13 protein-coding genes are annotated in these 12,612 nt (G+C 78.1%); 7 read left to right on the forward strand and 6 right to left on the reverse strand.

Going from position 1 to position 12,612, the window contains the following annotated elements; genetic code table 11:
* A partial coding sequence (locus ACFY07_RS02770; RefSeq protein WP_390867070.1) for a carbohydrate-binding module family 20 domain-containing protein occupies positions 1-510 on the forward strand: 510 nt, incomplete at its 5' end.
* Positions 511-686: 176 nt separating this feature from the next.
* Here the strand turns inward: ACFY07_RS02770 and ACFY07_RS02775 are convergent.
* The gene (locus ACFY07_RS02775; protein ID WP_390867071.1) at positions 687-926 is read right to left on the reverse strand and encodes an antitoxin; all 240 of its coding nucleotides are present in this window, start codon (positions 924-926) and stop codon (positions 687-689) included.
* A 225-nt stretch (positions 927-1,151) separates the two neighbouring features.
* Here ACFY07_RS02775 and ACFY07_RS02780 point away from each other — a divergent pair, with 225 nt between their 5' ends.
* On the forward strand, positions 1,152-1,970 hold the full coding sequence (locus tag ACFY07_RS02780) for a hemerythrin domain-containing protein (RefSeq protein ID WP_390867072.1): 819 nt from the start codon (positions 1,152-1,154) through the stop codon (positions 1,968-1,970).
* A gap of 97 nt (positions 1,971-2,067) precedes the next feature.
* Here ACFY07_RS02780 and ACFY07_RS02785 read toward each other — a convergent pair whose 3' ends face one another.
* Complete coding sequence (locus tag ACFY07_RS02785; protein WP_230648315.1) at positions 2,068-2,487, reverse strand: CBS domain-containing protein; 420 nt, start codon at positions 2,485-2,487, stop codon at positions 2,068-2,070.
* A gap of 93 nt (positions 2,488-2,580) precedes the next feature.
* Positions 2,581-5,097: a SpoIIE family protein phosphatase gene (locus ACFY07_RS02790; protein ID WP_390867073.1), complete on the reverse strand. Its 2,517-nt coding sequence runs from the start codon at positions 5,095-5,097 to the stop codon at positions 2,581-2,583.
* A 298-nt stretch (positions 5,098-5,395) separates the two neighbouring features.
* On the opposite strand from ACFY07_RS02790, the gene ACFY07_RS02795 reads away from it, so the two are divergent.
* Both ACFY07_RS02795 and ACFY07_RS02800 read left to right on the forward strand, forming a co-directional pair.
* On the forward strand, positions 5,396-6,289 hold the full coding sequence (locus ACFY07_RS02795) for a Gfo/Idh/MocA family protein (protein ID WP_390867075.1): 894 nt from the start codon (positions 5,396-5,398) through the stop codon (positions 6,287-6,289).
* 182 nt (positions 6,290-6,471) lie between these two features.
* Entirely contained in the window at positions 6,472-7,455 is a 984-nt protein-coding gene (locus ACFY07_RS02800) for an asparaginase (protein WP_390867076.1), read from the forward strand.
* Between the two features lie 40 nt (positions 7,456-7,495).
* Here ACFY07_RS02800 and ACFY07_RS02805 read toward each other — a convergent pair whose 3' ends face one another.
* Both ACFY07_RS02805 and ACFY07_RS02810 read right to left on the reverse strand, forming a co-directional pair.
* Positions 7,496-7,999, reverse strand: a complete 504-nt coding sequence (locus tag ACFY07_RS02805; RefSeq protein ID WP_390867078.1) for a hypothetical protein — start codon at positions 7,997-7,999, stop codon at positions 7,496-7,498.
* 97 nt (positions 8,000-8,096) lie between these two features.
* A complete protein-coding gene (locus ACFY07_RS02810) occupies positions 8,097-9,053 on the reverse strand; it encodes an SDR family NAD(P)-dependent oxidoreductase (RefSeq protein ID WP_390867079.1) in 957 nt (318 codons plus the stop codon).
* Positions 9,054-9,316: 263 nt separating this feature from the next.
* On the opposite strand from ACFY07_RS02810, the gene ACFY07_RS02815 reads away from it, so the two are divergent.
* Positions 9,317-9,532 carry a hypothetical protein gene (locus tag ACFY07_RS02815; RefSeq protein ID WP_230648387.1) on the forward strand — a complete coding sequence of 72 codons (216 nt, stop codon included), beginning with the start codon at positions 9,317-9,319 and terminating at the stop codon, positions 9,530-9,532.
* Positions 9,533-9,665: 133 nt separating this feature from the next.
* Here ACFY07_RS02815 and ACFY07_RS02820 read toward each other — a convergent pair whose 3' ends face one another.
* A complete protein-coding gene (locus ACFY07_RS02820) occupies positions 9,666-10,604 on the reverse strand; it encodes a LysR substrate-binding domain-containing protein (RefSeq protein ID WP_390867080.1) in 939 nt (312 codons plus the stop codon).
* Between the two features lie 72 nt (positions 10,605-10,676).
* Between ACFY07_RS02820 and ACFY07_RS02825 the strand changes: the two genes are divergently transcribed.
* Both ACFY07_RS02825 and ACFY07_RS02830 read left to right on the forward strand, forming a co-directional pair.
* Positions 10,677-11,591: a dihydrodipicolinate synthase family protein gene (locus ACFY07_RS02825; protein ID WP_390867082.1), complete on the forward strand. Its 915-nt coding sequence runs from the start codon at positions 10,677-10,679 to the stop codon at positions 11,589-11,591.
* 111 nt (positions 11,592-11,702) lie between these two features.
* Positions 11,703-12,479, forward strand: a complete 777-nt coding sequence (locus ACFY07_RS02830) for a rhomboid family intramembrane serine protease (protein WP_390867083.1) — start codon at positions 11,703-11,705, stop codon at positions 12,477-12,479.
* Positions 12,480-12,612: the final 133 nt, after the last annotated feature.

A 12,612-nucleotide genomic window follows, 5' to 3' on the forward strand; every position in this document is an offset into this window, starting at 1 on the left:
TTCCAGACCTCGCTGCCCGCCGGCACCTACTGCGACGTCCAGCACGGCGACCCCACCGCGGGCGGCGGCTGCACCGGCACCACCTACACGGTGGGGGCCGACGGCAGGTTCACGGCCACCGTGGGCGCCAACGACGCCGTCGCCCTGTACGTCGGCGCCTCGGGCGGCGCCACGGCGAGCCCCACCCCGACCCCGACCGCCTCCTCCACCAGCTCCGCCACCGGGGCGTCGTTCGCGGTCAACGCCGCCACCACCTACGGCCAGAACATCTTCGTGGCGGGGGACAACGCCGCCCTGGGCGGCTGGGACACCGCCAAGGCCCTGCCGCTCTCGTCCGCGGCCTACCCGGTGTGGAAGCTGGACGTGGCCCTGCCCGCCGGGACCACCTTCCAGTACAAGTACATCCGCAAGGACGCCTCCGGCGCCGTCACCTGGGAGAGCGGCTCCAACCGCACCGCGACCGTGCCCAGCAGCGGCCAGGTCGTGCTCAACGACACCTGGCGCCCCTGACCCCCGCACGACCCGGCGGCACCCCGCCCCACCCCGGCATGCCGCCACCCCGGCGTCCCGCCGTCCGGTCCGCGCCCGAGCGGGCGCGGACGGCGGGACACGGAACGGCCCCGCTCCGCACCCGGTGCGACCGGGTGCGGAGCGGGGCCGCGGCCGTGCCGCCGCCCGTCCTGCGGCTACCGGCCGTCCTCCGTGCCGGCGCCCTCCGCGCCGGGCCCGGCCGCCGGCCGGGCGTCCCGTCCGGCGCCGAGCCGCCGCTGGACCTCGTCCACGCCCCGCTCGATCTGCTCGTCGTACGTATGGCCGGTCCGCTCGTCGGCGAACTCCTCCGCCCGGTCGGCCGCCCTGTCCACCTGGTCGGGGTGCTCCTCGGCCAGCTTGCGCGCGCGGTCCGCCCAGTCTCCGATGCCGCCCATCGCGGGCCTCCTGCCGTTCTCGACGATCGTGCACCCGGCCGCCTACCCGCCGCCCCCGCGGGCAAGCGGCAGCCGGCGTGCGGCCCCCGTACGGCCGCACCGGGGCACCCCTCCGACGTGCGCGTTCATCCGCCCGGCATCGCATGCTTATCCGCAGCCGCCACCCTGGAGCCCGGCAGACCGCAGCGGCCCCGCAGCGGACCCGGCGAACCGGAAGTGAGCAGCATGCCCGCCCCGAACGCGGCCTCCCCGAGCGGCCCGAGAGCCCCCCACGGTCCGAGAGCCCCCCACGTCCCGGGAACCCCCGACGTCCCGGGAGCCCCCGACGCCCCCGACGCCCCCGGGGCCCCCGGCGGACGCGGCCCCCGGACCGGCCGGACCGCCCCGGCCGCCGCCCCCTTCGCCGGCCTCCTCCTCGTGCACGCCGCCCTGCGCCGGGACCTGCTGCGCCTGCCCGCCGTGCTCCGCGCCCTCGGACCCGACGACGGCGCCCGCGCCGACGCCGCCCTCCGCCACTGGCGCCTCCTCACCGGCATCCTGGAGTGCTACCACACCTACCAGGACACCCGCCTGTGGCCCGCGCTGCGCACCAGGGCGCCCGAGCTGCGGCTGCTCGTCAACTGGCTGGAGGCCGACCACCACGCCTTGGAGCAGGGCGCCGCCGCCACCACCGCCGCCGTGCTGGACGCCGTGCTCACCGGGCGCGGCACCTGGAGCGCGGCGCAGGCGGTCGAGGTGTTCGCCGCCGGGCTCCGGAACCACCTGCGGATCGAGGAGGTCCAGGTCCTGCCCGCGATGCGCGGGGCCCTCGCCGGCGACCCCGCGGCGGGCGGCCTGCCGGAGGTGCTGCACCGCGTCCGCGGGGCGGGCGGCCCGGGCACCGCCGACGTCCTGGCGTGGCTGCTGGACGGGGTGCCGCGGGCCGCCGCCGACCGGCTGCTGGAGCAGTGCGACGACGACGCCGTGCGCCGCTGGCCGCACTGGCGGGACACCTACGCCCGCGTCACCGGCCCGCTCTGGGAGGGCCTGCCGCAGCTGCCGTGACCCGCACGCGGCCGGCGGCGCACCCCCCCCGGGGGGGGCGCCGCCGGCCGCGTGCGCGCCGGGCGTGCCGCATGCGCGCCGGGCCCCGCACGGGGGCTCAGGCGTACACGGAGGTGACGAACTCCGCCACCTTGTCCCGCGGCAGGTTCCGCGCCACGTCCGCCTCGCTGATGATGCCGATCAGGCGGTGGTCCTCGTGGTCGATCACCGGCAGCCGCCGCACGCGGTGCTGCTCCATGACCCGGAGCACCTGGTCCGCGTCGTCGTCGTCGCGGATCACCAGCGGGCGGCCCTCGGCCAGCTCGCCGGCGGTCATCACCGCCGGGTCCCCGCCCTCCGCCAGGCACTTCACCACGATGTCGCGGTCGGTGACGATCCCCTTGAGCCGGTCGTCGTCGCCGCAGATCGGCAGCGCCCCCACGCCCAGCTCGCGCATCATCCGCGCCGCGGCGTCGAGGGTCTCGTGCTCGCTCACGCACTGGGCGCCCCGGTGCATGATCTCCTTCGCCGTACTCATGTCCTCCGGCCTCCCGGTCTCGGTCCGGTCCCGATGCAGCCCCACCTCCCATCGTGCGCGCCGGTACCGGACCCCGCCATGCGGGCCCGGGGATCACACCGGCGGCAGCTGCTGCTCGGTCCAGATGGTCTTCCCGGAGCGGGTGTACCGGCTGCCCCAGCGGTGGGCGAGCTGCGCGATCAGGAACAGGCCGCGGCCGCCCTCGTCGGTCAGCCGCGCGTGCCGCAGCCGCGGCTGCGTCTGGCTGGGGTCGGAGACCTCGCAGACCAGCACCCTGTCCCGGATCAGCCGCAGCCCCACCGGGGCGCCCGCGTACCGGATCGAGTTGGTCACCAGCTCGCTGGCGATCAGCTCGGTGGTGAACGCCAGCTCCTCCAGGCCCCACACGGCGAGCTGCGCCGTCACCAGCTCCCGCGCCTGCGCCACCGCCGACGGCTCGCCGGGGAACTCCCACGCCGCCGTCGCCCCCGCCGGCAGCGCCCGCACCCGGCTCACCAGCAGCGCCAGGTCCTGCGCGGGCGGCTCCGGCAGCAGCTCCTCCAGGACGCACCGCCCCACCTCCGCCGGCGAGGCGGGCGGGTGCACCGCCGACCCCACCCGGGCGCACAGCCGCCGCAGCCGCTCCTCCGCGCCCTCCGCAGGGTCCGCCAGCAGCTTGTCGGTGAAGAGGGCGAGCACGCTGCCCGGCGCCAGATCCAGCTCCAGCTGCTCGAACGGCTCCCCGCCCACCCCCAGCGCCGGACCGGGCACCAGCTCCGCCGGGCCGGCGGGACGGCCCGGCAGGGCCACCACCGGCGGCGGGTGCCCCGCGCTCGCCATCGAGCAGTGCCCCGTGACGGGGTCGTACACCGCGTACAGGCAGGTCGAGCCGTACACCCCGCCGCCCCGGCCCCCGTCCTCCCCGTCCGCCCCGCTCCCGTCCGCGTCGCCCGCCGTCAGCTGCACCACCAGGTCGTCCAGGTGGGACAGCAGCTCCTCCGGCGCCATGTCCAGGTCGGAGAGCGTCTGCACGGCCGTCCGCAGCCGCCCGGTGGCCGCGGTCGCCTCCAGCCCGTGCCCCACCACGTCGCCCACCACCAGCGCGATCCGCGCCGAGGAGAGCGCCACCACGTCGAACCAGCTCCCGCCGATGCCCGCCGCGGTGGCGGCCGGCACGTACTGGCCGACGGTCTCCGCCGCGCTCACCTCCACCACTGCGCGCGGCAGCAGGCTGCGCTGCAGCGCCTCCGCGGTGCGGTGCTCCCGGGTGTACCGGCGGGCGCTGTCCATGCCGAGCGCCGCCCGCGAGCCGATCTCCTCGCCGAGCACCGCGTCGTCCGGACGGAACGGCACCCGGTCCCCGGTGCGCCAGAGCAGCAGGCTGCCGAGCGCCAGGCCGCGCGCGTTCAGCGGCACCGTCAGCATGGAGGTCGCGTCGTGCGGCAGCGCCGCGCAGCCCGGCTCCCTGCCGGCCCCCGCTGCTCCGCCGGCCCCCACCGCCCCTGCCGCCCCTGCCGCCCCGTCCGCGCCGCCGCCCCCGTCCTGCGGCCCGCGCACCTCCGCCACGTCGGCGAAGAGCCCGGTCGTGTCGGGGCGCAGCCACCGGCAGTCCCGGTCCCGCAGCAGGACGGCCGCGTCCCGCGGGTACAGCTCCTCCGGCCACCGCCCGTCCGCGGCGGCCACCGCCACCCGCCGCAGCAGCGAGCCGGGGCCGAACCGGCCGGGCTCCTCGCCCACCAGCACCGCCTCGGTGAGGTCCACCGCCGCCAGGTCGGCGAAGTCGGGCACCATCACCTCGGCCAGCTGCTCCGCGCAGCGGACCACGTCCAGCGTGCTCTCCAGCCGCTTCGCCGCCGCGGCGACCAGCGCCAGCTGCTGCCGGGTCCGCTCCTGCTCGGTGACGTCGGTGAAGGCGACGGCCACGCCTGCGAACCCGCCGCCCGCGTCCTCCAGCCGGAACGCGGACAGCGACACGGTGCGCTCCACCCGCGGCGCCTCCAGGCGGCGGGCCGAGTGCACCCAGTCCACGAGCGGCACGCCGGTCTCCGCGACCTTCCGCAGCTGCTCCCGCACCGCCGCCGCGTCCCCCGGCAGCAGCGCCTCCTCCAGGCCGGACACCGCCCGGTCCGCGCCGCCGTCCGGGCAGCCGTCCGCGCCCACGGACAGGCCGAGCGCCATCGACGGGTTGTTCACCCGCACGGTCCGCAGCTCCCGGTCGTGGATCGCCAGGCAGACACGGGTCTGGGTGAACAGGGCGCGGACCAGGGCGTTGTCCTGCCCGCACCGGTCCGCCTCCACGGCTGGAACCAGCCGGACCAGGTGGCGGGCGGCCGTCTCCCCGCCCAGCGGCAGCACCTCCAGGCAGACCTCCACGGTGCCGCCCGCTGCGCGGCGCAGCACCGCCCTGCCTCCGTTCGGCGGCGGCAGCCCCTGCGGCCAGTCCTCCGGGTGCGCCAGCAGCTCCGCCGCCGGACGTCCGCAGACCCCGGCGGCCGGACTGCCGGTCAGCTGCTCCACCTCCGCCGTGCAGGTGAGGACCGTCCCCCGGCCGTCGAGCACCAGGACCGCCGCGCAGCCGACCAGGCTCAGGCCGTCGCTGCGGGGGTCGGGATTCGCGCTCGTCTGCCTCACCCCCGGACGTCGGTGATGGTGATCCCATTCAACCCGCACCCGCGGCCGTCTGCGCGGCGGCGCGGCGCGAACGGGTGAGCGGACGGGCCGACGGGCGGCCCGGCGGTGCGGCGGTTGGCCGCCCGGCGGCGGGGCAGGACAGGGAGGGGCGGGCGGTCGCCCGGCGCGCTCCGGCCGGACGGGCGGGCGGTGCGGCCGACGGGCGGCGCCGGCGGCGTCGGTCGTCGACGGTGCGGACGGACCGCCGGGCCGCCCTGCCGGATGCGCAGGGTGTGCGGGGACGCGGAAGGGGTGGGACGTGCGATTCGGACTGCTGGGGACCGGGCCGTGGGCCACGGCGGTGCACGCGCCGGTGCTGGCCGCCCATCCGGGGGTCGAGTTCGCCGGGGTGTGGGGCCGCCGCCCGGAGGCGGCCGCCGAACTCGCCGGGCGCTTCGGCGCCCGCCCCTACGACGACCCCGGCGCCCTCCTCGCCGAGGTCGACGCCGTCGCGGTCGCGCTCCCGCCCGACGTGCAGTCCCGGCTCGCCGTGCGGGCCGCCGCGGCCGGCTGCCACCTGCTGCTGGACAAGCCCCTCGCGCTGGCGCCCGAGGCGGCCCGGCAGGTCGCGGACGCGGCGGCCGCGACCGCCGCCGCCTCCGTGGTCTTCTTCACCACCCGCTTCGAGGCGCGGCAGGCCGCCTGGATCGCCGAGCAGGCCGCCGTCGGCGGCTGGTCCACCGGCCGGGCGGACTGGCTCGGCGCCGTCTTCACCACCGGCAGCCCCTTCGCCGCCTCGCCCTGGCGCCGCGAGCGGGGCGCCCTGTGGGACGTCGGCCCGCACGCCCTCTCCGTCCTGCTGCCGGTCCTCGGCGACGTGGCCGCGGTGACCGCCGTCCGCGGCGCGGGCGACACCGTCCACCTGGTCTGCCGCCACCGCTCCGGCGCGTCCTCCACGGCCGCGCTCAGCCTCACCGTCCCGTCCGCGGCGGCTGGCACCGCCGTCGAGCTGCGCGGCGAGTCCGGTACCGCCGTGCTCCCCGCAGGAGGCGACGGGGCCGCCGCCGCCCTCCACCGGGCCGTGGACGCCCTGCGGGAGGCCGCGGCCACCGGCACGCCCCATGCCTGCGACGCCGCCTTCGGCCTGCGCGTGGTCGAGGTCCTCGCCGCCGCCGAACGCTCCCTCGCCACGGGTGCGACGGCGGCCCTCTGACGGACGGCCCCCGGGCCCCGCCGCCCCCGGCCTCCCCGCCGCGTCCCCTGGTCCCACTCCCCTGCGCGGCTCCGACCCCCGCCCCGGCCCCCGCTCCCGGCCTCCGTCCCGGTTCCGCGTACAGTGGCCGCCGCCGTGGCGGGGCAGCCCGGCGGCCGACCGCGGACGGGAGGGCTCGGGCCATGGGCGTCGCACTGTTCACCCTGGGCGGGACGATCGCCATGGCCGGCCACAGCGGAGGGCGCGTCAGACGGCTGACCGGCGCCCAGCTGACGGCGGCGGTCCCGGGTCTGGCCGATCTCGGCGCCCCGCCGGACGTGCACGACACCCGCGCCGTCCCCAGCGCCGACCTGACCTTCGGCCAGATCCTCGACCTCGTCGGCGAGGCGTCCCGGGCGGTGGAGGCGGGGGCGCCCGGCGTCGTCGTCACCCAGGGCACCGACACCCTGGAGGAGACGGCGTTCCTCGCCGACCTCGTCTGGCCGCACGCGGAGCCGCTCGTCCTCACCGGGGCGATGCGCAACCCGACCCTCGCCGGACCGGACGGCCCCGCCAACCTCCTCGCCGCCGCCCGCACCGCCCTCGCGCCCGAGGCCCGCGGCCTCGGCGCGCTCGTCGTCCTCAACGACGAGGTCCACGCCGCACGTCGGGTCCGCAAGGCCCGCAGCACGGGCACCGCGGCGTTCGCGTCCCCCGACACCGGACCGGTCGGCCACGTCGTCGAGGACCGGGTGCGCATCCTGGCCCGGCCGCCGCGCCGCGCCCCGCTGCCGGTTCCGGCCGACCGGGCGGCCCTCGACGCCGCCCGGGTGGCCCTGTACACCGCCGCCCTCGACGACGACGGGGCGCTCCTCGCGGACCTCCCGCGGACCCACCGCGGCCTCGTCGTCGCCGGCTTCGGCGCGGGCCACGTCCCCTCCGCCCTCGCGCCCGTGCTCGGCGCCCTGGCCGAGCGGGTCCCGGTCGTCCTGACCTCCCGCACCGGCGGCGGCTCCGTGCTGCGGAACACCTACGGCGCCGTCGGCTCCGAGACGGACCTGCGGCGGCGCGGCCTGGTCGACGGCGGGTTCCTCGACCCGTACAAGGCCCGCGTGCTGCTGCGGCTGCTCCTCGCGGCCGGCGCGGACCGCGCCGCCGTCACCGAGGCCTTCGCCGCACACCGCTGACCGGCCCGGACCGGCCGTGCTCCGCGGCGCGGACGGGGGCTCAGCCCCGGGGGATCAGTGCGCCCGCCGCACCCAGCTCCGCGAGCCGGGCCGCGAGACCGGCCTCCTGCGCGGCGGTGAGGGAGACGCACAGGCCGGTGCCGGTGTCGTGCGCCTCGTACAGGGCCTGCCGGCCGGCGCCCCACCCCTCCACGGCGATGCTGTACGGCGCCAGAGCCGCCGCCACCTCGACCTGCACGTCGTCGTGGACGTCCAGGTCGATCGCCGTCTCCCGGCCGCCGCCGAGGCGCAGGGCCCGTTCGACGAAGGGCAGGACCTCTGCGGGCCAGGGCCCGTCGCTGAGGGCGTCGAGCCAGAGCGCGTCGAGATCGTCGCGCAGCACGCGCAGGGCCTCCCGGTGGACGGCCGCGGACGCGTCGGCACCGAGCCCGTCCCGGAGGAACAGCTCGCGCCGCGGAACGCCGCCCTCCGTCTCCGCCGCCTCCTGCCCCGGCAGGCCCAGCCGTCCGGCGACCCACGCCGTGAACCCCGCGAAACCCGTCACGTCCGCCTCCCCGGCCCCTTCCGCGCGGCCCGTACCGGGCCTCCCGGCGAAGGTACCCGGGGGGTGCCGCCCGGACCGGGCGGCACCCCCGGCCGGTCTACGCGAAGGCGTCCACGCCGGTGAGCTCCGCCGAGTACTCCCACAGCCGGGCGGCCTGCTCCGGGTCGGCCGCGTAGTCCCGCACGCCGTGCGTGGTGTCGCCCTCGGCCGCCGGCGCGGCGATGTCGCAGTCCTCGCAGTACACGCCGCCCATGCCGTCCAGCCGAGGGGAGGTCGCCGCCCAGACCTGCGTCGCCGCGCCCTGCTCCGGTGTCTTGAAGGCGGGGTTCAGCTGGTTGCCGTCCTCGTCGATCCACCCCGCGGCGACCATCTCCTCCCGGGCGAGGTGGCGCTGGAGCGGGGTGAGGATGCCGCCGGGGTGCAGCGAGAAGGCCCGCACGCCCTGCTCCCGGCCGAGCCGGTCGAGGTGGAGCGCGAAGAGCGCGTTGGCGGTCTTGGCCTGGCCGTAGGCCTGCCACTTGTCGTAGCCGCGCTCGAAGTGGACGTCGTCCCAGCGGACGGGCGAGTTGTGGTGGCCGCGCGAGGAGACCGAGACGACGCGGCCCCGGCCCCGGGCGACGGCCGGCCACAGGCGGTTGACGAGTGCGTAGTGCCCGAGGTGGTTGACGGCGAACTGCGCCTCCCAGCCGGGGCCGACCCGGGTCTCCGGGCAGGCCATGACCGCGGCGCTGCCGATCAGGACGTCGACGGCGCGGTCCGAGGCGAGGAAGCGCTCGGCGAAGGCGCGGACGCTGTCGAGGTCGCCGAGGTCGAGCGCGTCGACCTCCACGCCGCCGATCCCGGCCAGCTCCTTCTCGGCGGCCTCCGGCCTGCGGGCCGGTACGACGACGTGCGCGCCCGCGCCGGCCAACGCGCGTGTCGTCTCCAGCCCGAGGCCGGAGTACCCGCCGGTGACGACCGCGAGCTTCCCGGTGAGGTCGATGCCCCGCAGGACGTCGGCCGCGGTGCTCCGCGCTCCGAACCCGGACCCGATGGGGTGCTGTGGTGTGGTCATGCCTGCCACGCTAAGGATTGGAGTGCACTCCAGGTCAAGCCGGCCGCGTCCGCCGGGCCGCCGTCCGCCGCCGCCGCGCCGTCCCGCCGTCCGCTCCGGGGTGCGGGGACGCGCCCGGGGGAGGGCGCCCGCGCCGCGGCTCCCCCGGCCGGACCGGTCGGCCTCGTACCGGCCGCCCGGGGGCCCGCTCCCGCGCGCGGTCCGGCAACCGGCGGACGCATGGGGCGGCGGAGGAGGGGCCGTGGGGCGCATACTGGGGAGTGATGAGGAAGCCAGCGGTACGCCATCTGCCCACAAGCCCCTTTCCGCGCCCGGTCGCCCCGACGCCCAAGCACTTCGCCGTGGGTGACCGTGTCACCCACGACGAGTACGGCCTCGGCCGGGTCGTCGGCGTCGAGAACGAGATCGCGGTGCTCGTCGACTTCGGCTCGGTCCAGAAAAGGATCATGAGTCCGTACGCGAGGATGACCGTGCTCTAGACCGACGGGTCCACGGACCCGCAGCCCCGAGGACCCGGTGCCGGTCCCCGGGCGCTTCACGACGGCCCGAAGCCCTCCGGGGCCACCGCCCGCGGACACCCGGTCCGCGGGCACCGGCGGCATGCGCCGCCGCTCACCGCGGGTCGGCCAGCTCCTTCGGGACGGCCGCGCGCAGGGCGGCGGTGACCGCGGCGACGGCGGGGTGCCGGGCGGCACCGCTCCGGAAGGCGGTCAGGGTCCGCCTGCGGAACGGCAGCCGGGTCAGCACCACCCCCGGCGGCGGGTCCGCCGTGCCGAGCTGCGGGACGACGGCGACGCCCTGGCCCGCCGCGACGAGGGCCAGGACCGTCGCGAACCCGTCCACCTGGTGCCGGACCCGCGGGGTGAACCCGGCGGCCCCGCACGCCCGGAGGGTCATCGTGTGGCACAGCGTCCCCGGGGTCGCCGTGATCCACGGCGAGTCCGCGAAGCGCCCGACCACCGGCCCGTCGGCGGCCCCTCCCGGCACGGGCGCCGGCGACGCCGGGTACGACGACTCCGGGTACGGCGACGCCAGGTACATGGACTCGGTGCAGAGCGGCTCGGTCGACAGGCCCGGTTCGGCGGGCGACGGCACCAGGTCGTAGGCGTGGACCAGCGCCACGTCCAGCTCGCCCGCGCGCAGGGCGTCGGCGACCTCCGCCGGGTCGATCTCCCGGACCATGGGCTCCAGTCCCGGGTGTCGGCGCGCGAGGGAGGCCAGCGCGGCGGGCACCACCGCCCTGGCCGCGGTGGGGAAGGCGCCGATCCGCACGGGGCCGGACGGTCCGCCGCGCGCCTCGACCAGCTCCGCGGCGGCCTGCTCCAGCCGTTCGAGGACCGCCTCCGCGTGGCGGACCAGGTTCCGTCCCGCCGGGGTGAGGACGACTCGCCGCCCCGTCCGCTCCAGCAGTGGGACCCCCGCCTCGCGTTCGAGGGCGCTGAGCTGCTGGGAGACCGCCGACGGCGTGAACGCGAGCGCCTCGGCGACCGCGGCGATGGTGCCGCGGAGGGACAGTTCCCGCAGCAGGCGCAGGCGGCGCACGTCGAGCATCGGCCCAGCTTACGCTCGGCATCGGAAAAGCGAACTGGACCTGCACGATCGCCCCCGGCCACCCTCGTCCCCATGGACCGACACGCACCCCTGCAGGGGATCCACCTCCCGCTCGTCACCCCCTTCACCGCCGGAGGGCGGGTCGCGGAGGACGCCCTCGAAGGCCTCGCCCACGCCGTGCTCGACGCGGGCGCCGACGGCATCGTCGCCCTGGGCACGACCGCCGAGGCCGCCACGCTCGACGCGGGGGAGAGGGCCGCGGTCGTCGACGTCTGCGCCCGCGTCTGCCGGGAGCACGGCGCACCCCTGACGGTGGGGGTCGGGGGCAGCGACACCCGGGCCGCAGGACGCGCCCTCGCCGGGCTCGCACGCCGGCCGGAGGCCACCGCCGCGCTGGTGCCCGTGCCCGCCTTCACCCGGCCCTCCCCGGCCGGCGTCCTCGCCCACTTCTCGCGGCTGGCCGAGGAGAGCCCGCTGCCCCTGGTCGTCCACCACATCCCCTACCGCACCGGGCAGGACCTCGACGCCTCCGCCCTGCGCGCCCTGGGCCGCATCCCCGGCGTCCGGGGCGTCAAGCTGGCGACGCGCGCCGTCGACCGGGACGCCGTGGACCTGCTCGGCGACCTCCCGCCGGACTTCGCGGTCCTGGCCGGGGACGACCTGTACCTGTCCCCGCTGCTGGCCCTCGGCGCGGCGGGCGGCATCCTCGCCTCCGCCCACCTGGCCACCGGCCGGTTCGTGGAACTGGCGGCGGCCTGGCGCCGGGACGACCCCGCGCGGGCCCGGGACCTCGGGCACGCCCTGGCCCGGCCGTCGGCCGCCGTCTTCCGCGAACCCAACCCCACCGTGGTCAAGGGCGTCCTGCACGCGCAGGGCCGCATCCCCACGCCGGACGTCCGCCTGCCGCTGCTCCCCGCCCGGCGCGACTCCGTGGAGCGGGTGCTGGAGCAGCTGGCCGGGCCGGACCGGCTGCCGGCCCCGGCGTGAGCCGCCGCGGACCGCCCCGGGCGGGTGTGCCCGACGGCTGATCCCCCGGGGCCCGTTCGTCTAGAGTGCACGGTGGCGGGGCGCGGTCCCGTCGAGGGAGGGGCGGGTGCCGTGGGCGAGCGGGTCCAGGAGTCGGCGGGTACCGGACCGGGCGGTGCGGACCTGATGGTCGCGGAGGCCCGGAAGGCGTTCTTCGTGATGTTCGCCCTCCTGGCTGCCGTCTGGCTGGTGCAGCTGGCGAACTGGCAGGGGGACTACGCCCTCTCCCGCGACCACGGGGTGGTCCCCGGTGAGCTCGGAAGGCTGCCCGACGTCCTCGCCGCCCCCTTCCTGCACTGGAGCTGGGCCCACATCGAGAGCAACTCCGGGCCGCTGTTCGTCTTCGGCTTCCTCGCCGCCTACCGCGGGGTCGCCCGCTTCGCCGGCCTGACCCTGCTGGTCACGCTGACCAGCGGGCTGGCGGTCTGGCTCTTCGAGCGCGGGGGTGTCGACACGGTCGGCGCCAGCGGCCTGGTCTTCGGGTACTTCGGCTACGTCGTGGTCCGCGGGCTCTTCGACCGGCACCTGGTCGACACGCTGGTCGGCGTCGTCATGGCGGCCTCGTTCGCCTACCTCCTCACCGTGGCCGTGCCGGGGACGCCGGGGGTCAGCTGGCTCGGGCACCTCGGGGGGCTGGCCGGCGGGGTGCTGGGGGCCTGGGTCCTCCGCACCCGGCGCCCGCGCGCGGCCGCGGCCGGCGGGTCCGACAGGTCCGGCGGGTCCGGCGGGTCCGAGGGCGGGACGACGGGCCCGGGGGCCGGTCCGGCCGGCCGCAGCGGCCCGCCGGCGCGCGCCGACGGCCCCCGGGCCGACCTGTACAAGGAACTCGGCGACCTCGGCCTGCTGTAGGGCCCGCCCGTCGCCCCGCCCGTCGCCCCGCCCGTCGCCCCCTCCCGTCCGGTCCGCCGCAGGCCCGGTCCGCCGCAGGCATGGCCTGCCCCTGACCGGTCCTCGTGCTGGCCCGGTCCTCGTGCTGCCCCGG

This window comes from Streptomyces sp. NPDC001380 (genome assembly GCF_042895785.1).
Lineage (GTDB): Bacteria > Actinomycetota > Actinomycetes > Streptomycetales > Streptomycetaceae > Peterkaempfera.

Bases quoted from the DNA above. Each gene is read 5' to 3' on its own strand.
- ACFY07_RS02785 (WP_230648315.1), bottom strand. From the start codon at position 2,487: ATGAGTACGGCGAAGGAGATCATGCACCGGGGCGCCCAGTGCGTGAGC.
- ACFY07_RS02800 (WP_390867076.1), top strand. From the start codon at position 6,472: ATGGGCGTCGCACTGTTCACCCTGGGCGGGACGATCGCCATGGCCGGC.
- ACFY07_RS02820 (WP_390867080.1), bottom strand. From the start codon at position 10,604: ATGCTCGACGTGCGCCGCCTGCGCCTGCTGCGGGAACTGTCCCTCCGC.
- ACFY07_RS02815 (WP_230648387.1), top strand. From the start codon at position 9,317: ATGAGGAAGCCAGCGGTACGCCATCTGCCCACAAGCCCCTTTCCGCGC.
- ACFY07_RS02810 (WP_390867079.1), bottom strand. From the start codon at position 9,053: ATGACCACACCACAGCACCCCATCGGGTCCGGGTTCGGAGCGCGGAGC.
- ACFY07_RS02825 (WP_390867082.1), top strand. From the start codon at position 10,677: ATGGACCGACACGCACCCCTGCAGGGGATCCACCTCCCGCTCGTCACC.
- ACFY07_RS02775 (WP_390867071.1), bottom strand. From the start codon at position 926: ATGGGCGGCATCGGAGACTGGGCGGACCGCGCGCGCAAGCTGGCCGAG.
- ACFY07_RS02780 (WP_390867072.1), top strand. From the start codon at position 1,152: ATGCCCGCCCCGAACGCGGCCTCCCCGAGCGGCCCGAGAGCCCCCCAC.